The organism is Sphingobacterium sp. E70 (assembly GCF_019285695.1).
GTDB classification, from domain to species: domain Bacteria; phylum Bacteroidota; class Bacteroidia; order Sphingobacteriales; family Sphingobacteriaceae; genus Sphingobacterium; species Sphingobacterium detergens.
Genome location: NZ_CP079104.1, coordinates 5,298,237 through 5,320,896, shown reverse-complemented (window position 1 = coordinate 5,320,896; position 22,660 = coordinate 5,298,237). Strand labels below are relative to the sequence as shown.

The following is a 22,660-nucleotide window of genomic DNA, read 5'->3' as shown; positions in this document are numbered from 1 at the left end:
AAAATATTTACGCAATCGATTGATTAACCTAAAATTAACACAAAAAGAAAGGAGACCAATGACTTAGCCTCCTTTCTTTTGTAAAATTGATTTATGTTTAATGTTCTGCTACATCAACATGATCATACTCCTCTACAATCAATGCATCATAGTCCTTCTTCTTCTTGTTGCCAAAGCGGTCAAAGATCGAATATACCACCGGCACGACAACGAGCGTCAAGAATAGCGACGACAATAGACCACCGATGATAACGATTGCCAGACCTCTGTTCATATCCGCACCATCGCCTGTAGCAATGGCAATCGGAATCATACCGAATACCATGGCAATTGTCGTCATCAAGATCGGACGAAGACGGGCATGGTTAGCAGCGACCAGTGCGTCGTGAGTGCTATCACCAGCTTCTTTCCGGTGGTTTGCAAAATCGACTAGCATGATCGCATTCTTGGCCACCAAACCAATCAGCATGATAATACCCAAAATGGTAAAGATATTCAACGTCTGATTACCCAATGCGAGGAACAACAAAGCACCGATAAACGACAATGGAATGGAGAACAATACCACAAAAGGTGTGATAAAGCTATCATATAGCGCCACCATCACAAGGTATACCAAGATAATTGAGGCCAATAATGCAATTCCCAATGTTCCGAAACCTTCCGACTGATTTTCCATGTTACCACCCCAAATGAAGACAATTCCGGGTTTGCGTGGCAGTTTCTCAAATTGAGCCTGCCATTCCTGTGCCACGGTACCCATTGGTCTACCGATTGCCTGCCCCTGAATAGATACCGCTGGAGATTTATCGCGACGCTCCAATAAGGTAGGTCCTGAACCATAAGAAACTGTTGCAAATTGTTCCAATGAAATTGAAGCACCTTTGTTATTGATAAATTTCAAATCGCGAACATTGTCGATGCTCGCACGACCACTTTCTGTATAACGGATATTGATATCATACTCATTATCACCCGCTCTATATTTATTGTCTGTATTTCCAGAAAAGGCAGTCTGCATCGTCATACCGACTGTCGATACGTTCAATCCCAAAGACGTCATCTTATCACGGTCAATTTTCACATTAATCTCAGGGTTACCAGCTTCAGAAGTTAACTTCACTCCTGCTGCTCCTGGGATCTTACGCAATTGATCTGCCGCTTTCTCCGCAAATTCCTGTGCATCTTCTACCGAAGAACCGATGATGGTTAATTTCAACGGCGCCTGCTCAGCCCCATGATACCGACATTCACGGTTTTAATCTTCGCACCGATCAGCTTGTTTTCCAGCTCACGCTTTAAAGTCGCAGAATACACCTGAGAATTACCTTCAAAATTTTCCTTATCCATGATAACGTGGATTTCGGATTTATAACGTGAGCCTGTTGTCGAAGCCATACCATCCGAAGACTGTCCTACAGTGGTGATGATCTCTTTGACATCCGGCTTAGATTTGATATAAGCTTCAGCCTTTTGCGTCAATAAGTTGGTCTTCTCCAAAGAAGCATCTTTGTCCAATTCCAATTGGATGAAAAATTCCTTACGGTCTATTCCAGGAAGAAGTCCGAACCGATGTAACCTTTGACCACAAGCATAAAAGAAGCAACCAATAAGCCTACTGCTAGTCCCAGTGTTGCCAATTTATTCATCCGGCTTTTTAATGCCCAAACCAACAATCCAGATACCCAATGTGTAAAAGCTGTCAAACCACTTTCAAATCCATGGATTATACGTCCGAAGAAAGAAGTTTTGCTTAAATGCTCCAGTTTTCCGAAACGGGAATATAACCAAGGAACAACTGTAAATGAAACCAGCAAGGACAGCAAAGTAGAAATAATTACGGTCACACAAAACTGAGCGAGGATGTTTGCCACCAAACCGGTAGACATCGCAATCGGCAAGAACACCACCACGATAACTAAGGTAATCGCCGTTACGGTAAAACCGATTTCCGAAGCCCCATCAAATGCTGCACGCACTTTATTTTTCCCCATCTCCATGTGACGGTGGATATTTTCGATAACAACGATCGCATCATCCACCAGAATACCGACAACCAGTGATAATCCCAATAAAGACATCAGATTTAGGGTATAGCCCATCAGCAGCAATCAATAAATGTCGCAATCAATGATAATGGAATAGCAACCATGGTAATCGCAGCATTACGCAAACTTTGCAAGAAGAACAACATGATAAAACCTACCAAGGCAATCGCAATCATCAAGTCATGGATTACGTTATTGGCAGCATTCAATGTAAAATCAGAAGAGTCATTTGCGACAAGAATCTTGATCTTGTTGCTTGCATAATCTTTTTCCACCTGTCCAATTGTCTTTTAACACCTTCAGATACGGCTACTGCATTGGCATCCGATTGCTTAAAGACCTGTAACAAGATGGTGTTCTGACGATCCAAACGGGCCACTTTCTCGATTTCCTTGATTCCGTCCTGCACATCAGCGATATCGCGTAAATATATCTGTACACCTGCTGGTGTCGTAATCGGTAGATTACGCAATTCTTCAATTGATGTTACTTTACCCGCCAAACGGATTGTTGTTCTGTTGTCGCGTGTGCTTACGTTACCAGTAGGAAAATCAAGATTTGAAGAGGCAACAGTCTGTTGTACCTGAGCGATTGTTAAGCCATAACCTTCAATTTTCTTAGGATCCACAGAAATCTGAATTTCACGTTCCTCGCCCCAATCATATCCACTTTGGCTACCCCATTGATCCGCGCAAAAACTGGCTGGATCTTGTTGTCCAACAAGTCATACAATTCTTTCTCAGATAAATTAGATGTTACTGCTAGACTCATAATCGCAACATCATCCAAAGAGAATTTGGACAATGATGGTGTTTTCACATCATCGGGTAGATCGTTGACAACCGCATTGATCTTCCGTTGCGCATCCGTAAGCAGAAAGTTGACATCAGCCCCGTTATTTAAGGTAATCATCACAATGGATACACCTTCCAGCGAAGTCGACTCTACTTTCTTAATACTCTCCAGCGAGGAAATTGCATCCTCAATTTTTTTAGTCACCGAGCTTTCTACTTCGGAGGGTGATGCCCCTGGGTAGACCGTCTGCACCGTGATTACGTTGATCTCAAATTTAGGGACTAACTCGTACCCCAATTGAGTATAGGAAAACAACCCACCTAATGTCAGTATTATAAATAATACGATAATTATACTGGGACGTTTTATCGATATTTCGGTAATTTTCATTAGAATTATTTGTTTTTAATGGTAATGAAACCACGACTTCATTTGCTACTGTTTTTCAGTATACATTATTTAATAATTTCAACAGGGCTCTGATCAAACAAGTTGATTTGACCTGAAACAATCACTTGATCGCCATTTTGCAGCCCCCAAGATTTCAATGTAATCGCCAAAATTTCTTCCGGATTTCACATTGGTTTCGATTGCTTTACCATTTTTAAGAACGAATATTTTATTATCACTCACACTACCGACAAATGCATTGCGAGGTACGATCAATGTATTACTGGCGGCCCCTTCTCCAAACATTGCTGTGCCATACATACCGGCACGCAATTGGTTCGATGAGTTATTGACTTCAATTTCTACCGGAAAATTCAAGCTTCCGTCAGATTTAGGAGCAATAAACGTCACCTTACCTGTGAATCTTTGGTCTGCATATACACTTGCTGATACATCAACAGACTGGCCTACTCGTAACGTAGCCACATTTTCTCATCAACATTGACGCGTAATTTTAAGGTACCAACATTAACGATATCAAAAGCCGCAGCGCCAATATTTAAATAAGTTCCAGGTTCAATTTTACGTGCATTGACCACACCCGAAACAGATGTCTTGATGGTTACATCACCAGCATTCAATTTTGATGCTCTTAAATTATTCTTAGCATTTTCAAATTGCAATTTCACCTGATCCAGCTGTTGTTTGGTAACACCACCAGTAGAAAAAGCACTTTCAAAGCGATGTAAGTCGGCCTGTGCATTCGTAAATGCGGCTTGCGCATTAGCTACATTTACATTCAGCTTGTCACCTTCAATAATTGCCAGGGTTTGTCCAGCACTTACATGGGAACCTTCGTCGACCAATACTTTCACAACTCTACCCGCAGTCTCTGCAGATACAGTGACCTCTTGCTTTGGCGCAAAAGTTCCATTAGCGGTGTAACGTAGGTCCATTGAGCTTACTTTTGCCGTATCAATACGGACCGCAATTGCCGCATTTGTTTTCGCAACCTCAGCCGTTTCCGCTTCGTTTTCTTTTTTTTTTTTATTTAACACAAAAATATTCCTGCAAGACCAGCAGCAATAATAAGTAGGGTAATAATTCCGCGTTTCATATTGTATTAGTCAATTATTCTTTAATTAGTGATTTTAACTCGCCATTCGATTTAATAATCTGTACTTCGGCTACCTTATAGTTCAATAAGCTTGTATTCAAGTTATTTTCTGCATCAGCCAATGCTCTTTCCGCATCCAGCAACTCCGTTAAAGTTGCCAAACCGTTGTTGAAATTGTTTTTGTATCATCTAGGACACCTTTGGCCAATTTAACATTCCGACGATTGTTGTCGATGGTTAGCAAACTGATCTTAATCTGAGATTTAGCATTTTCTTTTGCCAAACTAAGACCAAGCTTTGTATCTTCTAAATCGACCTGAGCCTGTCTGATCTGGATATCAGCCTGATTGATTCTCGCTTTGGTAGTCCCACCTGTAAATATTGGCACCGAAAGATTAAGGCCGATACTCGAGGTTTTTGGCCAGTTAAAATTACCACCGATCGGAAATCCTTTACCAAAACCATTGAAACCAAAGTCAGCACCCAAGGATAATTTTGGATAAAGATCTGCCACTTTGGATTTCTTGTTCAAGTCATATAGTTCAATCTGCTTCTTCATCAGTTGTACCTCGGTCCGATTCTCAATATTGTCCGATTCCATTGCCAATACCGGATTGATCTCAAAAGTCTCGTTTGACAATTCAATATCCTCTTCTATTGATTTACCAATCGCAAATTTCAGTGCATTTTCCTTGATCTGCACAGCGCTGCTCGTCTGCTGTCTCTGTGCCTCCAGATTGTTTACGTTGACCACAAGACGATCAAGATCGATTTTTTTAGCTAATCCAGCTTTGACAAGTCCCTCTGTTACATCTTTGGTTTTAGTGGTACTTTGTAGGTTATTTTCTATTGTTTGCAGTTTAAGATGTTCCTGGTAGATATCGTAGTAGGCATTAGCTACTTTTTCAATAAGTTGCTCATCTGTTAACTGTGCATTTATCTGATAAAATTCTTTTGTTGTTTTGGCTGCTCTTAACCCTGTAAAAATCGACTGATTAAATAACTGCTGATTGAGCGAAACCATTGCTGCCGAATTCCAGGCTTGGCCCATTTTAGCAGTAATAATCTGATCTCCAAATTCTATTGCCATTTCTGGAATTAACACATTGTGTTTCAGGGAACCATTTGCGGTAATCTGAGGCAATGCACTACCTCTCACCTCATCAATCTGGTATTGTGAGTTTTCGAGATCCAATTTAGCTTTTTAGCTTCCTTTTTATTCTGCAAAGCAAATTTGATCGCATCACTTAGGCTTAATTGCTGCTGTGCATGACTTTGGAAAACCATCGTACCTAATAAAAGGCTGGCTAGTATTCTGATTGTTTTCATTCCTAATTTATTTGTCCTAATTTTATATCTACTTTTTATTTATACCATTAAAAACAGCTTAGTAGCCAGTTTTTGTTTCTGTAAAACTTCATCAAAACGATCCTGATTTGGTATTCCAGAAATGATATCGGAAATATTGCACATCAAGGATAAGCTCTTCATCAGTTCCACATAGATTTCCGCTGTTTCATAGAGATGCTCTTCATTGAGCTCCCCTTCTCTGCGCCTCCCTTAAGTATCTCATAAAGTGCCTGTACGTCACGATTGTGGAGACACTGAAAAAACTCCTGCATCGAAAGCCCTTTAATCCATTCCAGGTTTTCGTTCATATGCAACATATAATACTTGCGTACAAAAGCATCGCGTAATTCCAAAATCTTCATGATCAGATCGTAGGTTGTACCTTTATGCACGGCGACCAACTTCTCTTCCTCTTCCCTGTACTCATCCGTCAAGCGTATAATAACATCCCGTATAAGCGCATTCTTCTCCGAGTAATAATAATATAAATTCGCTTTGGTGATTTTTATATCCTCCGCAATCTCATTCATTGTTGTCTTACTAAAACCATAATGCATAAAGCGTCTTATAGCTGCATCAATGATCTGGTCTTTTCTATCTTCCATTCTTCAAAAAACTCCTTTCTACTTTCTGACTTTTATCAGAAATTGTTCAAAAATATAAAAAGTAACTTCTCGTACAAAATATATTTTGAAATCGCTGTTAATTTGATATTTAGTTGACAACAAAAAAAGGCAAACTTTAGAAGTTTGCCTTTTCTTAATAACTCAGATTTTATTAAAACGCTACAGTATTCTGGAAATGTTTGAGGAATTTTCTTTTGTCCAGTTTATACAACCTTGCCGCCCGATAAGCGACACCCGTTTGGACCTCATCCAACTCCTTTAGAAAGCCATAATTCTGCATTTTCTTTCGAAAATTACGTTTATCCAATGTTTTATTCAAGATACCTTCATACACCAATTGCAATTGGGTCAGGGTAAATTTTTCAGGTAGCAATTCAAAAGCGATCGGTTTGTAGGCCAAACGACGCTGCAATCTTTCCAAACATAAATCCAAAATCTGCTTATGGTCAAATGCCAATTCAGGAACATTTCTAACAGGAAACCATTTCGCCTGCTTCATGTAGTTTGTAACAGGCTTTGTTTTAAGTTTTGTACTATCAAGCTGGACCAAGGCATAGTAAGCCACTGTCAGAATACGTCCTTTTGGGTGCCGTTTCAAGCCCGCAAAAGAATGCAATTGATCCATAAATACATCCTTCAAACCTGTATTTTCATACAAAATTCTCTTTACGGCATCTTCCATCTCTTCGTCATTATCCACGAAGAAGCCTGGCAATGCCCACCAATCCTTAAAAGGATATTCATTTCTTTCAGCCAAAAGAACCTTTAATTCTCCTTCATGAAAGCCTAATATGACGCAGTCTACGGTAAAATTACTATACAAAACTTCTAAATTTATTTATGTGCAATATACTGAGCTAAATTTATTGGCTACTAATCATCGGGTTACCTGTAACAATTATACGCTTCCTAAACGTGATGCGCAAAAAAATAATGAAAAATTTATTCAAAGTGTAGAATATACACTATAAAAATCTTATATTCGTAGAACCTAAAATATAGAGTGTGATAAAAGAAATAAAAAAATAGGCGTATTAACATCTGGCGGTGACGCCCCGGCATGAATGCTTGCATTCGTGCAGTTGTCCGTACAGCGCTTCACAAAGGCCTTCAGGTCACTGGAATTTACCAGGGCTATCAGGGTTTGATTGACGCAAATTTCAAAGAAATGGATACCCGCTCTGTGAGCAACATCATACAGCGTGGTGGTACAATACTAAAAACAGCTCGTTGTCTTGAGTTTAAAACAACTGAAGGACGAAAAATCGCATACGACAATTTAAAAGCAGCAGAAATAGATGCGTTGGTGGTTATTGGTGGTGACGGGACTTTTACTGGTGCAAATTTTTTCTCCAAAGAATTTGAGATTCCTATTGTAGGAATCCCCGGAACGATTGACAACGACCTTTACGGATCTGACTATACCATTGGTTATGATACAGCCAACAATACTGTTATTGAGGCCATTGACAAAATCAGGGATACGGCAGCATCACATGAGCGCCTTTTCTTTGTTGAAGTCATGGGTAGAGATTCAGGATGTATTGCATTAAACGCTGGAATTGCCGGTGGTGCAGAAGCGATCTTGCACCAGAAAAAGAGACGGCTATAGATGATTTAATCAGCCATTTGGAAGATGGAGCCATCAAAAAGAAATCTTCGTCCATTGTTATTGTCGCAGAAGGTGATCAAAACGGAGGTGCTTATTATGTCGCAAAAAAGTAAAGGAAAAATTTGATCATTACGACACGAAAGTTAGTATATTAGGGCATTTACAACGTGGTGGATCTCCAACGAGTTTTGACCGCGTGTTGGCTAGTCGATTGGGTTTTGCTGCCGTTAATGAAATTTTGGCAGGAAACACGCGGATCACTGTTGGTCTCCGTGGCAATGAAATCAAAACTACTCCGATCGAAGAAGCAATCAGCAATAAGGAAATTAAACTTAGCCCTGATCTATTGGAAATGGCTGAGATTTTATAATATAAAATAAAGCAGACTATGATAGCAGTAGTATACAGTGGATCTCGATTCTCAGACTGGCGGTTGGCCGATAAAGGCCGGATAACCACTGGATTTCGCATGACTGGCATCAACCCCTATCTCCAGGATGAGCGGTCCATACTACAGCATTTAAATAGAAATACCAATTTGATCAATAATGCCGAAAAAATTAAACGTATTTATTTTTTTGGTGCCGGTTCATCATCAAAAGAACGTAAAGATAAGATCAAAAATGTTTTCGAGCGTTTTTTCGTCAATGCCCGTGTCAAAGTAGACCATGATGTCATTGCTTCGGCCATTTCAACCTTTGGAGATGAAAAAGGGATTGTAGGTATTATCGGAAGTGGATCGAATGCCGCATACTACACCGGAAAGAAAATCATTGAAAACAACTATGGCTTGGGTTACATTCTCGCAGACGAAGGGGCCACAAATTGGAACAGTCAGCAATTGCTGAAGCATTATATGACAGACACGCTTCCGGTCGATCTGAAGGATAAATTGGAAAAAGAATTTACGTTGGACAAGAAAAGTATTTTGGAGAAGGTCTATATTGCACCACAACCAACCAACTTTTTAAATTCATTTACCGATTTTGTACTTGAAAATAAAGATCACCTATTTATCAACCAGCTGATCAAAAACGGACTGCGCATTTTCATTAAAACATACATTAAACCATTAATGAAAGAGTATCCGGATAGCGATGTGAATTTTACAGGTTCGGTAGCTTTCAATTATGAAAACATCCTGCGAGAGGTGGCAACAGAAGAATTTAATATCAGTATTGGCACTGTGGTCAAGGAGCCGATACATAATTTAATTAAATATTATATCAATAAAAATTAAGAATATGAAAATTGGAATTAACGGATTTGGCCGTATTGGTCGTTTAGCATTCAGAGCTGCTATCAATCGTCCAGAAATTGAAATTGTTGGTATCAATGACTTAGTTGAGCCGGATTATATGGCTTATATGTTGAAATACGATTCGACACATGGTAAATTTGACGGTACTGTTGAAGTTAAAGACGGCAACTTGATCGTGAATGGCAAAACAATCCGTGTAACTGCTGAAAAGATCCAGCAAACTTGAAATGGAATGAAGTAGGTGCTGAAGTAATCATCGAATCTACAGGTTTCTTTTTGACTCAAGAGTTGGCTCAAAAACACATTGATGCAGGTGCGAAAAAGTTGTTATGTCAGCGCCAGCAAAAGATGACACACCTACATTCGTAATGGGTGTAAACCACAAAGAATTAAAAGCAGATCAACATATCGTTTCAAATGCATCTTGTACAACAAACTGTTTAGCTCCTATCGCTAAAGTATTGAATGATAAATTCGGTATCGTTGAAGGTTTGATGACTACTGTACACGCTGTAACAGCTACTCAAAAAACTGTGGATGGTCCTTCAGTGAAAGACTGGAGAGGTGGCCGTGGTGCTTACAAAACATCATCCCTTCATCTACAGGTGCTGCTAAAGCTGTAGGTTTGGTTCTTCCTGAATTGAAAGGTAAATTGACAGGTATGTCTTTACGTGTTCCTACTGCTGACGTTTCAGTTGTTGACTTAACAGTACGTTTAAATAAAGGTGCTTCTTACGAAGATATCAAAACTGCTATGAAAGAAGCTTCTGAAGGCGAATTAAAAGGTATCTTGGGTTACACAGAGGATGAGGTTGTTTCTTCAGACTTCTTGGGTGATGCACGTACATCAATCTTTGATGCTAAAGCTGGAATTTCTTTGAATGATAACTTTGTTAAAGTTGTATCTTGGTATGACAACGAGTGGGGTTATTCAAACAAAATCGTTGATTTAGTATTAGAAGTTGGTAAATTATCTTAATAAGATCCACCTCGACAATATCAAAGGGCTATTCAGATCGAATAGCCCTTATTTTTCCGCTTAGGAATCAGCGGGTTGGCGTTTAAACGCAAAAAAACCACTTTTGCCTTTTGAATTTCAAATAATCCCTCTATATTTGCAGCATCAATAAGGCAAACAGCTAACCTTGAAAAGGTGCCATAGCTCAGTTGGTAGAGCAAAGGACTGAAAATCCTTGTGTCGCTGGTTCGAATCCAGCTGGCACCACCGAAAGAAGCGGAACGCGATGTTCTGTGATACTTTGAAAAATAATTCCAATGCGAAAATAGCTCAGCTGGTAGAGCACAACCTTGCCAAGGTTGGGGTCGCGAGTTCGAATCTCGTTTTTCGCTCACCTGCCTAGGTGGTGGAACTGGTAGACACGCAGGACTTAAAATCCTGTTCCCGTTAAGGGAGTGCGGGTTCGATTCCCGCCCTAGGTACAAGAAGGGATTAGCGAATTTCCTTCTATGGCTTGCTCCACAAAGAGCAAGCCTTTTTTGTTCATAGTCAGATAGTTATAATGAAACACCGGATTCAGTGAAGGTGTTCTAAAAATACCATTTTTAAAGGTCAGGCCCTCTTAGCATCGCACATTTCTCGTTCCTCCTTACTTAATTTAGCATATGCGCCGATCTGAAACAGGTTTTCGATTAGGGTTAATTTTCAATTGGTATCGAAGCTATAGGTTGGTCTGCGAGCTTCGCTGCACCTCAATCACAAACTGCTCCCTGTTATTGCCCGTACAGGTCAGGTCAAAATCACCGTGCCGATGTCGGCATTATCGCCAACATGCTCGTTCTTGTTATAGACCAGATCTCTGATCACCTTGCGCCCGCTGAACAGCTCATTGAGGAATGCCAGCAACAGATCCTTCTGGGCTTCTGTCCCCCTTTTTAAACGCGAAGTCGGTCGTGAGGTCGATAAATTTTGACGGGGTCATAAAAGTTTCTTTGTGCTTGCCTTACTTATTGGTAATGTCAACGGCAAATTCTCCTTCCGATATTACTATATTCTTTTTGCCAGTGGCCACCACGATTCCCGCAAAACTCCCTCAACACGAGCCTTTGAAATCGACTTGATCTTAACTTCAAATGCATCGCCCGACAGGGATGATCCGGTGGTCGCCGAATAGTTTGCCTGTACTGAAGTACCGTCACTCTTATGTGTTACTGTACCGTAGGTAATCACCATTGTTGGTGTGGATTCAAGCTCGTAGGTATCTACTTTGATTGTTTCATTGTCCAGAATAGACAATTGAAGGTGCGTGTTGTCTTCCCCTCTATTAATATCGCCTGTATTGCCTTTTACCGCCAGTGATCTTTCGTTATTCTGGCTCGAACTAAAAAATTTAAATTCGACCGTTTTCCGTCTATTTTGGCACGCAGATAACCACTACCATTAGCACCGTCTCCATTATCATCTTTTTGCATCCAATAGACAACGTTGAAAGTGTTAAAAGAGCTGATAAGAGGATAAATCCAGATATTAATCTACTGTTTTTCATATGCTTTATTTTTTATTGATGTTCACGATCTTAAACACATTACCAATTGGCGAATTTGACATCCAGCACCTCGTTTTCATTTTTTATCTCTACTTTCTTTTCCATCAGATATGCCTTCGTTCCCACATCCACACCATCATAGGTATGCGTCATGTAGTATTTGGTCTGCAACAGATATTTACCCGGTTTCAAGTTTTTAAATTCGAAGTTACCATATTCATCGGTGGTGGTTGAAAGATAGTATTGGAGGCATTCATCCGAAAGGACATACCTTTTATTCCTGTTCTTGAACATTTTTGAATTTTGGGCATCCCACTCGGCCAAGTGCTTTGTAAAAGGGAGCAGATAGACCGTTTCCCTAGTGATTGAGGTCTTAGTTCCGGTCATACCGAAGCCGTTCTTCGTCCGGGTATAGGCTATGCCTTTGATAGAACTACTTCCGGGAGCGAGCAATTCTTTTGCCTCCGATGGATCGAAAGCAGCTTTTGGTGGAATGTTCAACTGCGCGCTAACAGAGAAAGCTGATAATAAAAATATACAGAGCCATGTTAGTTTTATGGGGTCCCCAACTTTCATTATAAATGCGATTGTCTTCCTGACATTGTTCACTGTGAACAATATCCTTGAATTGTATAATTGAATACGTTTCATTTGTTAATAATTTATAGATTTCTACTTCATCGACAGGAGAACTCTCCTTGGGTAACCTGCCTGAAAGTTTTCAGATCCCCTCCGCTAGCTACACGCAATTGCCCCGAGAAAGTGCCTTTTGCAACACCATTTTTCAAAGACGAAAACGTTACCGTTAGCTCATCGCCAGAAAGGGCCGACGCCGTAGTTGCTGACCAACTGTAGGTATCTGGTTTTTCGTTTAGATACTCGGTGAAAGTGGCCATTATATCGGCACTTCCGTCATCCAGTTTGTAGGTCTTTTCTTTAAGTATACCATCCTTGTCGCGGATATTGATCGTCATGCTCGTCCTTCCTGTCAGTGAGTAACTTCCACTACCTCCAGACAGCGCATTCAGATTCCAGGTCTTATTCTCCTTTTCGGCCATGACCGCCAAATGGGTCATCATAATCTCTTCACCGTCGATGGTTAGTTTGATGTAATTCCCTTCCGGAATTTCTGTATCCTTATCCTCACTCTTGCTACAGCTTAAAATGAGGGCAAACGTTATAAAAATTAGGAAAAAAAGTGTTAGAATTTTCGATACTTTCATAATCAAAAATTTAAGTTTTATAACTTACACCGCCAAAGGATATGCCACTATGTACAGTAGTTATAATTTTAACAACATTATGTAGGATTTCGTAAGCAAATGTTACATAGCATGCTAGATAGACCCCATGAAAGCTCTTACAAACAAGATCTCAACGATCCGATTGCAACATTTCATGAGACGCTAATTAGAGAAGAGAGTAGGAAACTTTAGTGTAACGTAGACCTGTTTCATCAATACCTGAAAAGCTTTAAAGTCGAAAATATTAAGCTCAATGTATTCATATAAAGACTGCTTATGCTTTTGATCATTACAACCTAAACTTACCATTTGATATGGGGGCTTGGGTTTTATTAAGCCTCCCTTTGCTAGTCTCATATATGGCCGCCATTAGTGACAGCCATCAAGCAAAAAAATAGAATGGTAGTAAATCCGCTTCGCAGATTCCAGGGCCGCAGGTGATCTCTTTTATGGAAAGGTCTGAACCGATCTACCTGCGCTTGGGATATAAGACTTTCCTATAGGACTCTTATTCTAAAATTTCTTTAACTGCTCGGCACGGTAATGGTTTTTGGCCTGTTCAAAATAGCTGTTTAAACATTGAAATTAAAATAACTAAATAGAAATATAACTTTGAATAAATTAGATGAGTGTTATATTTCTAATAATATTTTAAAATAATTTCAATAACCACAATAAATGTATGGACGTTAATTTTGTTAAACATTTTAAGCAATAATTACAACTTAAAGTATTTAAAGAAATCAATGGACAAAAAAACAAGTGTACGTGTCGCCGCTGTTGATACGTACTGAAATTGAAATGGAATCCGGCATAGCCGCGGGTTCTGCCACCTTGAGGCCGGGAGATTCCGGTAATCCGGACAGTCCGAAAGTCAATGACTGGTCTAGCGGGGCGATGTTGGATCAGGCGACAATGACTTCGATTTTTAACCGAAAATTAACCATTTAGAATATGTACAAAACGAAAAAAAAGATGACCTTACCGCTAGGTAGGCTGATCGGACAATGCCTTATCACACTACTCATTGTTTCCTGTTCTCGCGACAAGGAGGAAGTTGTCCCAGATAAAAATCAGATTCGGTCATCAAGGTGATGGTTTCGGGAATCAATGAACCCACGACCATATCGACCGTAAAATCCCGCGCATCAAAAGCTAATCTGACAAAAAGTGAAGGTGGAGCAATAAGGCGGGAGGAGAAATTCGTCCACGCGTCTGGAATGGATGTCCTAACGACGATGGAAAGCCCTGTGCAAATAGGTAATAGCACAGACAAATTGGCCGATAGCCAAGCCAAAGAAAGTTCAGAGGTAAGTTTAAAAGCAGCATCTGGTGCTGAAAAGTTCGCAGCAGTTCCAATGATCACCGAGAACCAATACCGCATATTGATCTATGATGCGACGGGGAGTACGCTGCTGCAGAATGTGGCAGCATCGTCCGGCACCAATCCAGCGCTTCAGGTTGAAGCGGGTACCACCTACCGCTGGTTTTCCTTTTCGATCAATGAACGGACTGTTCCTGATATTAGTAACGGAAAAGTCGCAGCGGCAGATCTCGCTAATAAAGACGTGCTTTTTGCTTCGGGGACCATTGACACCAAATTAGGAGAGAACTTTCTGAACATTACTTTTGACCACAAGACCACAAGATTTGATGTCGACGTGGACACCCGTGGAATCTTCGGTAGCGTAAACACTTTCCGCTCGCTTCAGCTCGGCACAGAAGCATCGGATGGGGAGTATACTACATTACTCTATACTGCTGACCTGGATATCTTTAGTGGCAATTTCGGAACGCCAACCGAGATGGCAACGGCAAATACGGCCGCACACGTCGTAAATAAGGATATCAGCACGGCGGATATGGTAAAAACAGTTTCCCTTTATACAGTCATCCCAGCTGGTCGTACCATCGATGACCAGGCGCTTCGGATCTCACCGGTATTTTCAATCAACCTTGACCACGCAGTGCTCTATCCGCCAAATACAACACCGGTGACTACCCGGGAGTTTGGCAGTACGACAGACCGTCTTCGTATCGCTAATCTGCGTTTTTCACCTCAAGCAGGAAGTACCTACTCCCTGGGCATGCGTGCAATCGAATCGGGTATTCTAGCTAACGGCACGATATGGGCACGGAGTGACCTGTGGTATGATGGCACTGCTGCCCGTACATTTGACAAATATCGTTTCCGATCCGACCCGGCACACGCACCCTATCCTGGCAAATCGGATACTGAGCAGACTGAATACTGGCACTGGATGTCTTTGACCCCAGCTAGTCCCATAAAAACCGGCGATCCTTGTTTGGAGGTTTATCCAAAGGGGATTTGGCGTCTGCCTACCCGGTCAGAGGCAGAGAGCCTTGTCCAACAGCGAACCCCTTATCCTTATTCCGGATTTTCTAATCCGAACAGCAATGCGGATACTTATGACTGGATTGCCTTAGTGAACCTGAGCTTTGATGGAGATGGAGGCTCTTCCAGGGGAAACTTTTCGGAATACAGCAACAGGATCTTGTTTGCATTCAACGGTATAATGGATGCAGACGGTAAATTAATATCGTCGCGCAGCCAGGTTGACTCCCGCAGCAACACGGCAAGGGATGGGATCTATACCCATACAAGTCGCTGGACCAGCGATGAGTGGGAAAGCGTACCTGACGCAAATTGTACCAACTGTGGGACTACCTTTGCACACGTCGCCTATACCACTGATTATCGCGGACCTAATGATTTTACGGTTAACTATGCTGGTCGTTCGACACGTTTTGATATAGGTTATGCACAAGAAACACAATTTCGTCAGATCCGTTGCGTACGTAACCAATCCTGGTCAGGAGAGTTATAATTTTATATGATCAATTATAATTTTATATAGTCAATATACTATAGCTACTTACTCCATCAAAAGGAAAGAGATCTTCTTTTTGATGGAGTTTTTAGTAAATTTTATAAAATTATTACGATGATTAGGTCGACAAAGCAGGTTACTGATGAGGACGGCAAGTATATATTACATTTTATAATAAGATGATTTTCAAGCCATAATCCCCTGCACTTTCTTATCTTTCCACGCTCTGTTTTATAATAGTACAAATATTTTAAAGGTCAAATAAACCTATAAATACAGTCCATTGCGCATTATACGTAAACGCAATGAAGAGATGACGATGCCTGTCATCCTACAATTATTTAAATCCTTCATGCCTTAAGATGAATTTTGCAAATTCTTCCACCTGCTGGTCGTTGCAACCTCCCACTATCACTTGAAGTTCGTTGCTAAATTCAAAACCCAACCTCCGGCTCCTATCCACCTGTTTTCTGATTGCTGCTATTTGCCCTTTCTGAAATTTTATACCATCGTTTTAAGATTAGAGTCGAATTCACGAGAAAACTCGTGCATATAGGCACGGGCATTATTTCACTGTTATTCCCTATTTTACTTGCGATTCATTGGTCCGTATTACTGCTTTGTGGGTTATTTGCAGTGATTTTGGTCCTGTCCCTAAAATTTAATTTATTACAATCTATTCATGCAATTGACCGAAAATCTGCGGGTAGTCTAGCTTATCCTGCCGCAGTCTATCTTTGTTTTGTAACTCAGGCTTATCTGGATGATCGCTACATTTTCTATTATCTACCTTTGGCTACCTTAGCTATCTGTGATCCTATGGCCGCATTATCTGGCAAAAATGGCCCCTATGGCCTTATATGATCCTTGGCGCAAAAAAGACCTTGACAGGATCTATTGTTTTCTTTATCAGTGCTATTATTGTAGCCTTTTTGGTCTGGAAATACGCCCACGGCTCGAATCTCGGCTTTCAGGAACTCAGCATAATAACCTCGATTGCGCTCATGGCTACACTCGCTGAAGCACTGAGCAAAGATGGCTATGATAATTTAACCATTCCTATAAGTACCATCGCAGGTTTGTATATTCTTCTTCCTTAGGCTCCTCTTTCTTCGTACCAACTCCCACCGTTTCAGCAATTCGCTTCGGATTGTCTTCGGTATTTCATCGGGAAAAATAGCCGGAGAAACCGATGAAATATCGCGCAGCTCCCGATGTAAAGCAGAAGTTGGTACGAAGTTGGTACGAAGTCTTTAGCTCGTCCAAAGCCTATATTGCGCGTTATTTTATTTCAATTCCAGATCCATTTGATATTTCCCCGCTTCCAATTGGACAACATTGCTATTGCGGATATTCTCAGGCGGATAAAACGTTGCCGTGGCATTTGCCGGTATCTCCACGGTATATTCAATCTTGTTCCCCTTTACCTTCCAGCTGGACAGGATATTGCCATAGGAAGACTGATAAGAAATCGAAGACTCCTTGAGCTCCTTCGGGAAAATAGGCTTTAACAATACATGTTTGAAGCCAGCTTGTGTTGGATCAGGCAAGATACCCCCAATGGATTTAAAAACCAGCCTCCAATCTCACCAAACATCATGTGATTATCAGAGATATCTCTTGTTGCTTTCAGATCCCAGTTTTCCAGCAATGTTGTCGCCCCATTGACAATCCACCAGCCCCAGGAGGGATAGGTATCCTGTACCGCAACTTTATAGGCTGTCTCACCATAGCCGTTATCTTTGAGCGCATTCAAAAGTGCTTTTGCCCCCAATACGCCAACATCTAAGTGAAAATTGGTCGCTTCTACCCTATTATTTAAATTGGCTGCAACTTTGGCTTTCATCGCTTCCGGTACCACGCCCCAATATAAAGGCACACTCAACTCTGTCTGCGTCCCCGTGCTATAGATCCCTTTTGAACGATCCAAAAACTTCGCATTGATGGCATCTTTGATCTTCTTGCTTAACATTTCGTATTTCTGCTGATCAGCTGTTTTTCCAAACATTTTTGCGGCAGAGGCCAAAATTGTCGCATCAACATAAAAATAAACAGATGAGGTAAGTTCGAGATTAGACTGCGATTTGACCGGCACCCAATCTCCCCTACCGAAGGTTGTCAAGCCATTGGGACTGATTCCATCCACGTAATCCACATAACGTTTAATATTGTCATAACATTCAGCTAGCAAGCTGGCATCTCCGTAAAACAGATAAGTTTGCCAAGGAATAATGGCAATGGTGCTTGTCCAGTCCAAGCCATTTGCGGTACCATAGCCCCAACCTCCTGTTGGTATGATATCAGGCAACACTCCGTTTTCCTGCTGTTCGTCCCGATGATCGGCCATCCACTTTTCATAGACAGTGATGCCGTCAAAATTATAATAGGCTGTTTCGATTGCGAGATGACCATCACCAGTCCAGCCATTTTTCTCCCGTTGCGGACAATCTGTGGGATAACCCATTAAGTTGGACAGATAGGCATTGTTGGTTGCTTCCCATAAACCGTTTATTAAGGGGATGAAGTTTTCAGCTGACCAATTGGACGTACATCGCTATGCATGAAATAAGCTGTAACAGCGGATTCGTCCAATACAATCGGATCACTGCTGCTCACTTCGACATAGCGAAAGCCTTTATAGCCAAATTTCGCCATAAATTCATCCTCTTTCCTACCACTCAACGTCAAGATGTCGGTTTGAAAGGGTTCCAGTTCTTTATTCCCACGATAATATACATCAATATTGGACAGATCCAAGCGTCCATTTGCCTGCAATCGTTCGCCATGCTTGATTTTGATCACCGTCCCTGCCTTACCACCAATCTTGATCTTTGTCACACCGGCCATATTCTGTCCCATATCAAAGATGTAGGTTTTCTCATCCATCTTTTTCATTGATTTCGGCGAATACGATCGAACCAGGCGGATGGGCACCATCTGTTGGGAAACAATATTAGTAGAAGGTGGGTTCCGATACTGAATGGCATGCCACTGTGAATCGTCAAACTGTGGAGTATCCCATCCCGGCATCTCCAGACGGGCATCATAATGTTCGCCGGTGTAGATATTATTATAACGGATAGGTCCCGCCGCCGTCTTCCATTGTTGGTCTGTAGTTAACGTCTCCTCACTGCCATCCTGATAGACAATGCGCAGGTTCAAGCAAAATGTGGGACGATTACGCCAAGGGGCTTTATCAAAATTCCATACCGCTAATGGTTGATGATTATACCAACCATTTCCCAATACGACAGCAATGGCATTGTTTCCCTGCTGGATCTGACGGGTCACATCCTCCACCACATAGAGGGTACGTCTATCAAATCGGGTATACATCGGATCCAGACGATGGTCACCTATTTTTTTGCCATTTATTGAAAGCTCGTAAAGTCCCGCCACAGCAATATAGGCACGGGCAGACTTAATCGGCTTGGTCGTTTTAAATGCTCTTCTGAAATACGGTGCCGCCTGCTCGTGAATATCCTGATTATCACTGATCCATTTCCCCTCCAGTTCTCCATCCCCATCATACCAGTCTCAAATGAAGCGATGGAAGATGTACTTTCACTCGCATTTTTGTCCCAGACACGCACTTTCCAATAGTATTTTGTCTGCCGTTTCAAGCTAATACCGTCATAATGAATCAACATCGCCGAACTCAGTCGCTTTCCGCTATTCCAGCTATTAGCTTTATTTTTTACCAATGCAAGTGAATCACTGCTTACCAAGATTTGATAAGCAGATTGCTTCGCTCCCTGTCGCTTATCGGTCAGTCGCCAGCTTAAGCGGGGATTTGATTTATCCACACCCAGCGGATTCACAAGATGTTCACAGTTCAATTCAATTGGCAGACATTCTTTTTGTTTTTGTGCATACAGTATCGAGCTTACACACAGCATCGTCATCAGTAAAATTTTCCGCATGTTTAGTTTATACTTCGTTCAGCTTTCTGTATTTCCTAGCATAGCATTTAGGTTCTTTCCTGGGTGACAATGCACACACTCAACAGGAATACAAAAAGTGTTAAATTGTTTTAGTTGATTCAAAAACGAATATATCAATTATTATCAAGATAATTAAACTGTACTGTCCTGTTATCCTGCCGATGAAAATTAATAGCAATGTTTTGGATTATTCATCAAAATAATCCTATATTAGTCCCGACTTTAGGGTGTCTGCATATGCGGGCTGAGATTTTACCCTTATAACCTGATCCAGATCATACTGGCGTAGGGAAAAGTAAGCTATCTTCCAGATACATTACTGTATCTTGTTGTTGCCATTCCTAAAGTTTTACCAAAAAAATAAAAGGAATGGAACTAACAATCAATCATCAAATCCGATTTTTCGACCCCGCACCGGGCTCTTTGGCCGAACTTTTACAGACGGAATTATCCGGTAAAACCCAAGGTATTGCCGTGGCCCTCAACAACTGCGTTGTTCCAAAAGACAACTGGACCGCAACAGTTTTACAACCCAATGATCATATCCTACTCATAACCGCTACACAAGGCGGATAATCTCGTATGGAGCAGAATCAATTCAATATACCTAATTCCCCATTAACATGACAGCAGAAAAAATCACACAAACCCCTTTTCCAAATTCAACCAAAATCTTTGTTCCTGGTACACTCTTCCCTATCAAGGTGGCCATGCGTCAGATTTCATTGAGTCCGACCAAATTGAGTAATGGACAGATCGAGGTCAACCCGCCCATCAGTATTTATGACACCTCTGGTCCCTATACAGATGGGACACAAGAGATTGACATCCGTAAAGGACTTCCCCGTCTTCGTGATCAGTGGATCCTGGACCGCGAGGATGTCATACAGCTTGAAGGGATCAGTTCGCAATATGGTCAAAAACGTCTGGCAGATACCACATTGGACGAACTTCGGTTTGCTTACAGCCATAAACCTAAAGTTGCTGCACCGGGTAAAAATGTGACGCAATTACATTATGCCAGAAAGGGGATCATTACACCAGAGATGGAGTATGTTGCCATTCGTGAAAACCAACGGATAGAGCAACTTGCTGATAGTACACCGGGCATGGATCATCAGCATCCGGGCGAAAATTTCGGTGCCCGAACTGTCGGAAAATATATTACACCAGAGTTTGTCCGTGAGGAGATCGCCGCTGGTAGGGCAATTATCCCTAATAATATCAATCATCCGGAAAGTGAGCCGATGATTATCGGTCGCAATTTTCTGGTAAAGATCAATGCCAATATCGGTAATAGTGCAGTGAGTTCAAGTATCGAAGAAGAGGTTGAAAAGGCCGTTTGGGCCTGCCGCTGGGGTGCCGACACAATTATGGACCTGTCTACAGGCAAAAATATCCACGAAACCCGCGAATGGATTATCCGCAATTCACCTGTTCCAATAGGTACTGTCCCGATCTATCAAGCGCTGGAAAAGGTCAAAGGTGTTGCCGAAGATCTCACCTGGGAAATTTTTCGGGATACCCTGATCGAGCAGGCCGAACAGGGTGTATCCTACTTCACAATACATGCTGGGGTTCTATTGCGTTATATCCATTTAACAGCACAGCGGGTGACAGGGATCGTGTCAAGAGGTGGATCCATCATGGCTAAATGGTGTCTTTTCCATCATCAGGAAAACTTCCTTTATACCCATTTTGAAGAGATCTGTCAGATCATGAAACAGTATGATGTTGCTTTTTCGCTTGGTGATGGGTTGCGCCCCGGCGCAATTGCCGATGCCAATGACGCCGCACAATTTGCAGAGCTGGAAACTTTGGGTGAGTTAACCAAGATTGCCTGGAAGCATGATGTACAAGTGATGATCGAAGGACCGGGCCACGTTCCGATGCAGCTTATCAAAGAGAACATGGAAAAACAGCTGGAATGTTGTGACGAGGCTCCATTTTATACCCTCGGTCCACTGACAACCGACATTGCTCCGGGTTATGACCACATTACTTCTGCCATTGGTGCGGCAATGATCGGCTGGTATGGCTGTGCCATGCTCTGTTATGTAACACCAAAAGAACACCTCGGACTGCCCAATAAAAAAGATGTGAAAGATGGTGTCATCACCTACAAACCGGCTGCGCATGCTGCAGACCTAGCCAAAGGACATCCTGGGGCACAGTATCGCGACAACGCCCTGAGTAAGGCGAGATTTGAATTCCGCTGGGAGGATCAGTTCAACTTGTCATTGGATCCAGACACTGCCCGTGAATACCACGACGAAACTTTACCTGCAGACGCTGCCAAAGTAGCACATTTCTGTTCGATGTGTGGCCCAAAATTCTGCTCCATGAAAATTACACAGGAAATCAGGGATAGCGCAGCACAGGGTATGCTTGAAAAATCACAGGAATTCATCGCCCAAGGAAAGGAAATCTATTTATGATCATTGCATTGACAGCAGCGGAAGAATTCACTTCAGAACTTCAGACCATACATGCACTGTTTGAACAGGGGCTTGATCTTTTGCACTTGCGAAAATATCATTTTTCAGATGAACAAATGCAGCGATATGTAGCATCAATAGATGCAACATATCACGATAGACTGGTTCTGCATTCTCATCCGCAGCTGTCAAATGCACTTCATATTAACAGAATTCATTTAAATGAACATCATCGGCGAAACGGCATTTTTGATCCGCAGCTGACCAACTGTATCTGCTCGACATCAGTCCATCATATCAATCAGTTCAATACGCTGGACAAATGCTGGAATTATGCCTTTTTAAGTCCATTATTTCCAAGCATTTCCAAAGCAGGCTATGGGCAGCACAATGCTGTACTGGATCAATTACAGTTCCGTTCCAATTTTGATGTTCATTTAATCGGTCTGGGGGATAAAAGCTGAGAACTGCCTGCTTTC

Annotated in this window: 25 protein-coding genes, 3 tRNA genes, 3 pseudogenes and 1 riboswitch; of the genes and pseudogenes, 13 read left to right on the top strand and 18 right to left on the bottom strand. The window is 41.6% G+C overall.

The annotated features are described in order from the left end of the window. Window positions 1–97: 97 nt before the first annotated feature. The 11 genes and pseudogenes from KUH03_RS47355 to KUH03_RS38045 all read right to left on the bottom strand — a co-directional run bounded on the left by KUH03_RS47355 (window position 98) and on the right by KUH03_RS38045 (window position 7,149). Window positions 98–1,219, bottom strand: coding sequence for an efflux RND transporter permease subunit (locus KUH03_RS47355; RefSeq protein WP_306429299.1), 1,122 nt, complete (start codon window positions 1,217–1,219; stop codon window positions 98–100). After that, window positions 1,216–1,524: a hypothetical protein gene (locus KUH03_RS47350; RefSeq protein ID WP_306429298.1), complete on the bottom strand. Its 309-nt coding sequence runs from the start codon at window positions 1,522–1,524 to the stop codon at window positions 1,216–1,218. The genes KUH03_RS47355 and KUH03_RS47350 overlap by 4 nt, the downstream gene beginning before the upstream one ends. A gap of 23 nt (window positions 1,525–1,547) precedes the next feature. Continuing rightward, window positions 1,548–2,102, bottom strand: coding sequence for an efflux RND transporter permease subunit (locus KUH03_RS47345; RefSeq protein WP_306429297.1), 555 nt, complete (start codon window positions 2,100–2,102; stop codon window positions 1,548–1,550). After that, window positions 2,102–2,257: an efflux RND transporter permease subunit gene (locus KUH03_RS47340; RefSeq protein WP_306429296.1), complete on the bottom strand. Its 156-nt coding sequence runs from the start codon at window positions 2,255–2,257 to the stop codon at window positions 2,102–2,104. Before KUH03_RS47340 ends, KUH03_RS47345 begins: the two co-directional genes overlap by 1 nt. Next, the gene (locus KUH03_RS47335) at window positions 2,254–2,676 is read right to left on the bottom strand and encodes an efflux RND transporter permease subunit (protein WP_306429295.1); all 423 of its coding nucleotides are present in this window, start codon (window positions 2,674–2,676) and stop codon (window positions 2,254–2,256) included. Before KUH03_RS47335 ends, KUH03_RS47340 begins: the two co-directional genes overlap by 4 nt. Continuing rightward, window positions 2,643–3,233: an efflux RND transporter permease subunit gene (locus KUH03_RS47330; RefSeq protein WP_306429294.1), complete on the bottom strand. Its 591-nt coding sequence runs from the start codon at window positions 3,231–3,233 to the stop codon at window positions 2,643–2,645. Before KUH03_RS47330 ends, KUH03_RS47335 begins: the two co-directional genes overlap by 34 nt. 93 nt (window positions 3,234–3,326) lie before the next feature. Beyond that, on the bottom strand, window positions 3,327–3,719 hold the full coding sequence (locus KUH03_RS38070) for an efflux RND transporter periplasmic adaptor subunit (protein ID WP_257089880.1): 393 nt from the start codon (window positions 3,717–3,719) through the stop codon (window positions 3,327–3,329). Beyond that, window positions 3,701–4,291, bottom strand: a complete 591-nt coding sequence (locus KUH03_RS38065; RefSeq protein WP_257089879.1) for an efflux RND transporter periplasmic adaptor subunit — start codon at window positions 4,289–4,291, stop codon at window positions 3,701–3,703. The genes KUH03_RS38070 and KUH03_RS38065 overlap by 19 nt, the downstream gene beginning before the upstream one ends. 73 nt (window positions 4,292–4,364) lie before the next feature. After that, window positions 4,365–5,509, bottom strand: a pseudogene (locus KUH03_RS38055) (TolC family protein). 331 nt (window positions 5,510–5,840) lie between these two features. Continuing rightward, window positions 5,841–6,305, bottom strand: coding sequence for a TetR/AcrR family transcriptional regulator (locus tag KUH03_RS38050; protein ID WP_257089876.1), 465 nt, complete (start codon window positions 6,303–6,305; stop codon window positions 5,841–5,843). A gap of 172 nt (window positions 6,306–6,477) precedes the next feature. Continuing rightward, entirely contained in the window at window positions 6,478–7,149 is a 672-nt protein-coding gene (locus KUH03_RS38045; protein ID WP_120258099.1) for an NUDIX domain-containing protein, read from the bottom strand. Window positions 7,150–7,324: 175 nt separating this feature from the next. Here KUH03_RS38045 and pfkA point away from each other — a divergent pair. The 6 genes and pseudogenes from pfkA (at window position 7,325) to KUH03_RS38015 (ending at window position 10,639) form a co-directional block, all read left to right on the top strand. After that, window positions 7,325–8,308 (top strand): annotated as a pseudogene (gene pfkA, locus KUH03_RS38040) (6-phosphofructokinase). Window positions 8,309–8,326: 18 nt separating this feature from the next. Further along, on the top strand, window positions 8,327–9,178 hold the full coding sequence (locus KUH03_RS38035) for a hypothetical protein (protein WP_257089875.1): 852 nt from the start codon (window positions 8,327–8,329) through the stop codon (window positions 9,176–9,178). A 4-nt stretch (window positions 9,179–9,182) separates the two neighbouring features. Further along, window positions 9,183–10,178, top strand: a pseudogene (gene gap / locus KUH03_RS38030) (type I glyceraldehyde-3-phosphate dehydrogenase). Window positions 10,179–10,351: 173 nt separating this feature from the next. Continuing rightward, window positions 10,352–10,424 (top strand) — tRNA-Phe (locus tag KUH03_RS38025). Between the two features lie 52 nt (window positions 10,425–10,476). After that, a tRNA-Gly gene (locus KUH03_RS38020) sits at window positions 10,477–10,549 on the top strand. 5 nt (window positions 10,550–10,554) lie between these two features. Then, window positions 10,555–10,639: transfer RNA gene (locus tag KUH03_RS38015), tRNA-Leu, on the top strand. 565 nt (window positions 10,640–11,204) lie between these two features. Here the strand turns inward: KUH03_RS38015 and KUH03_RS38010 are convergent. The 3 genes from KUH03_RS38010 to KUH03_RS38000 all read right to left on the bottom strand — a co-directional run bounded on the left by KUH03_RS38010 (window position 11,205) and on the right by KUH03_RS38000 (window position 12,926). Beyond that, a complete protein-coding gene (locus KUH03_RS38010) occupies window positions 11,205–11,453 on the bottom strand; it encodes a hypothetical protein (protein ID WP_257089874.1) in 249 nt (82 codons plus the stop codon). Window positions 11,454–11,742: 289 nt separating this feature from the next. Further along, a complete protein-coding gene (locus KUH03_RS38005) occupies window positions 11,743–12,204 on the bottom strand; it encodes a carboxypeptidase-like regulatory domain-containing protein (protein ID WP_257089873.1) in 462 nt (153 codons plus the stop codon). A gap of 176 nt (window positions 12,205–12,380) precedes the next feature. After that, window positions 12,381–12,926, bottom strand: a complete 546-nt coding sequence (locus KUH03_RS38000) for a hypothetical protein (RefSeq protein ID WP_257089872.1) — start codon at window positions 12,924–12,926, stop codon at window positions 12,381–12,383. Between the two features lie 822 nt (window positions 12,927–13,748). Between KUH03_RS38000 and KUH03_RS37995 the strand changes: the two genes are divergently transcribed. The 4 genes from KUH03_RS37995 (at window position 13,749) to KUH03_RS37980 (ending at window position 16,899) form a co-directional block, all read left to right on the top strand. After that, a complete protein-coding gene (locus KUH03_RS37995) occupies window positions 13,749–13,898 on the top strand; it encodes a hypothetical protein (protein ID WP_257089871.1) in 150 nt (49 codons plus the stop codon). Window positions 13,899–14,041: 143 nt separating this feature from the next. Further along, entirely contained in the window at window positions 14,042–15,796 is a 1,755-nt protein-coding gene (locus KUH03_RS37990) for a hypothetical protein (protein WP_257089870.1), read from the top strand. Window positions 15,797–16,345: 549 nt separating this feature from the next. Beyond that, entirely contained in the window at window positions 16,346–16,663 is a 318-nt protein-coding gene (locus KUH03_RS37985; protein WP_257089869.1) for a hypothetical protein, read from the top strand. Continuing rightward, window positions 16,660–16,899, top strand: a complete 240-nt coding sequence (locus KUH03_RS37980; protein WP_257089868.1) for a hypothetical protein — start codon at window positions 16,660–16,662, stop codon at window positions 16,897–16,899. The genes KUH03_RS37985 and KUH03_RS37980 overlap by 4 nt, the downstream gene beginning before the upstream one ends. A 186-nt stretch (window positions 16,900–17,085) precedes the next feature. Here KUH03_RS37980 and KUH03_RS37975 read toward each other — a convergent pair whose 3' ends face one another. The 4 genes from KUH03_RS37975 to KUH03_RS37960 are packed head-to-tail and all read right to left on the bottom strand — an operon-like array spanning window position 17,086 to window position 19,722. Next, entirely contained in the window at window positions 17,086–17,313 is a 228-nt protein-coding gene (locus tag KUH03_RS37975) for an alpha-L-rhamnosidase C-terminal domain-containing protein (protein WP_257089867.1), read from the bottom strand. Beyond that, a complete protein-coding gene (locus KUH03_RS37970) occupies window positions 17,307–18,263 on the bottom strand; it encodes a hypothetical protein (protein WP_257089866.1) in 957 nt (318 codons plus the stop codon). The genes KUH03_RS37975 and KUH03_RS37970 overlap by 7 nt, the downstream gene beginning before the upstream one ends. Window positions 18,264–18,310: 47 nt before the next feature. Further along, on the bottom strand, window positions 18,311–19,198 hold the full coding sequence (locus KUH03_RS37965; RefSeq protein ID WP_257089865.1) for a family 78 glycoside hydrolase catalytic domain: 888 nt from the start codon (window positions 19,196–19,198) through the stop codon (window positions 18,311–18,313). Continuing rightward, entirely contained in the window at window positions 19,171–19,722 is a 552-nt protein-coding gene (locus KUH03_RS37960) for a hypothetical protein (protein WP_257089864.1), read from the bottom strand. Before KUH03_RS37960 ends, KUH03_RS37965 begins: the two co-directional genes overlap by 28 nt. Before the next feature lie 235 nt (window positions 19,723–19,957). Continuing rightward, a riboswitch (TPP riboswitch) is annotated at window positions 19,958–20,052 on the top strand. A gap of 60 nt (window positions 20,053–20,112) precedes the next feature. On the opposite strand from KUH03_RS37960, the gene thiS reads away from it, so the two are divergent. Genes thiS through KUH03_RS37945 form a run of 3 tightly spaced genes read left to right on the top strand, consistent with a single transcriptional unit; the run spans window position 20,113 to window position 22,645 of the window. After that, on the top strand, window positions 20,113–20,319 hold the full coding sequence (thiS, locus tag KUH03_RS37955; RefSeq protein ID WP_223579580.1) for a sulfur carrier protein ThiS: 207 nt from the start codon (window positions 20,113–20,115) through the stop codon (window positions 20,317–20,319). Window positions 20,320–20,366: 47 nt separating this feature from the next. Then, complete coding sequence (gene thiC, locus KUH03_RS37950) at window positions 20,367–22,181, top strand: phosphomethylpyrimidine synthase ThiC (protein ID WP_257089863.1); 1,815 nt, start codon at window positions 20,367–20,369, stop codon at window positions 22,179–22,181. Then, window positions 22,178–22,645: a thiamine phosphate synthase gene (locus KUH03_RS37945; RefSeq protein WP_257089862.1), complete on the top strand. Its 468-nt coding sequence runs from the start codon at window positions 22,178–22,180 to the stop codon at window positions 22,643–22,645. The genes thiC and KUH03_RS37945 overlap by 4 nt, the downstream gene beginning before the upstream one ends. Window positions 22,646–22,660 lie beyond the last annotated feature (15 nt).

Bases quoted from the DNA above. Each gene is read 5' to 3' on its own strand.
- KUH03_RS47345 (WP_306429297.1), bottom strand. From the start codon at position 2,102: ATGGGCTATACCCTAAATCTGATGTCTTTATTGGGATTATCACTGGTT.
- KUH03_RS47330 (WP_306429294.1), bottom strand. From the start codon at position 3,233: ATGAAAATTACCGAAATATCGATAAAACGTCCCAGTATAATTATCGTA.
- KUH03_RS38050 (WP_257089876.1), bottom strand. From the start codon at position 6,305: ATGGAAGATAGAAAAGACCAGATCATTGATGCAGCTATAAGACGCTTT.
- KUH03_RS38035 (WP_257089875.1), top strand. From the start codon at position 8,327: ATGATAGCAGTAGTATACAGTGGATCTCGATTCTCAGACTGGCGGTTG.
- KUH03_RS38000 (WP_257089872.1), bottom strand. From the start codon at position 12,926: ATGAAAGTATCGAAAATTCTAACACTTTTTTTCCTAATTTTTATAACG.
- KUH03_RS37995 (WP_257089871.1), top strand. From the start codon at position 13,749: ATGGAATCCGGCATAGCCGCGGGTTCTGCCACCTTGAGGCCGGGAGAT.
- KUH03_RS37990 (WP_257089870.1), top strand. From the start codon at position 14,042: ATGGTTTCGGGAATCAATGAACCCACGACCATATCGACCGTAAAATCC.
- KUH03_RS37980 (WP_257089868.1), top strand. From the start codon at position 16,660: ATGATCCTTGGCGCAAAAAAGACCTTGACAGGATCTATTGTTTTCTTT.
- KUH03_RS37970 (WP_257089866.1), bottom strand. From the start codon at position 18,263: ATGGGTTATCCCACAGATTGTCCGCAACGGGAGAAAAATGGCTGGACT.
- KUH03_RS37960 (WP_257089864.1), bottom strand. From the start codon at position 19,722: ATGCGGAAAATTTTACTGATGACGATGCTGTGTGTAAGCTCGATACTG.
- thiS (WP_223579580.1), top strand. From the start codon at position 20,113: ATGGAACTAACAATCAATCATCAAATCCGATTTTTCGACCCCGCACCG.
- thiC (WP_257089863.1), top strand. From the start codon at position 20,367: ATGACAGCAGAAAAAATCACACAAACCCCTTTTCCAAATTCAACCAAA.
- KUH03_RS37945 (WP_257089862.1), top strand. From the start codon at position 22,178: ATGATCATTGCATTGACAGCAGCGGAAGAATTCACTTCAGAACTTCAG.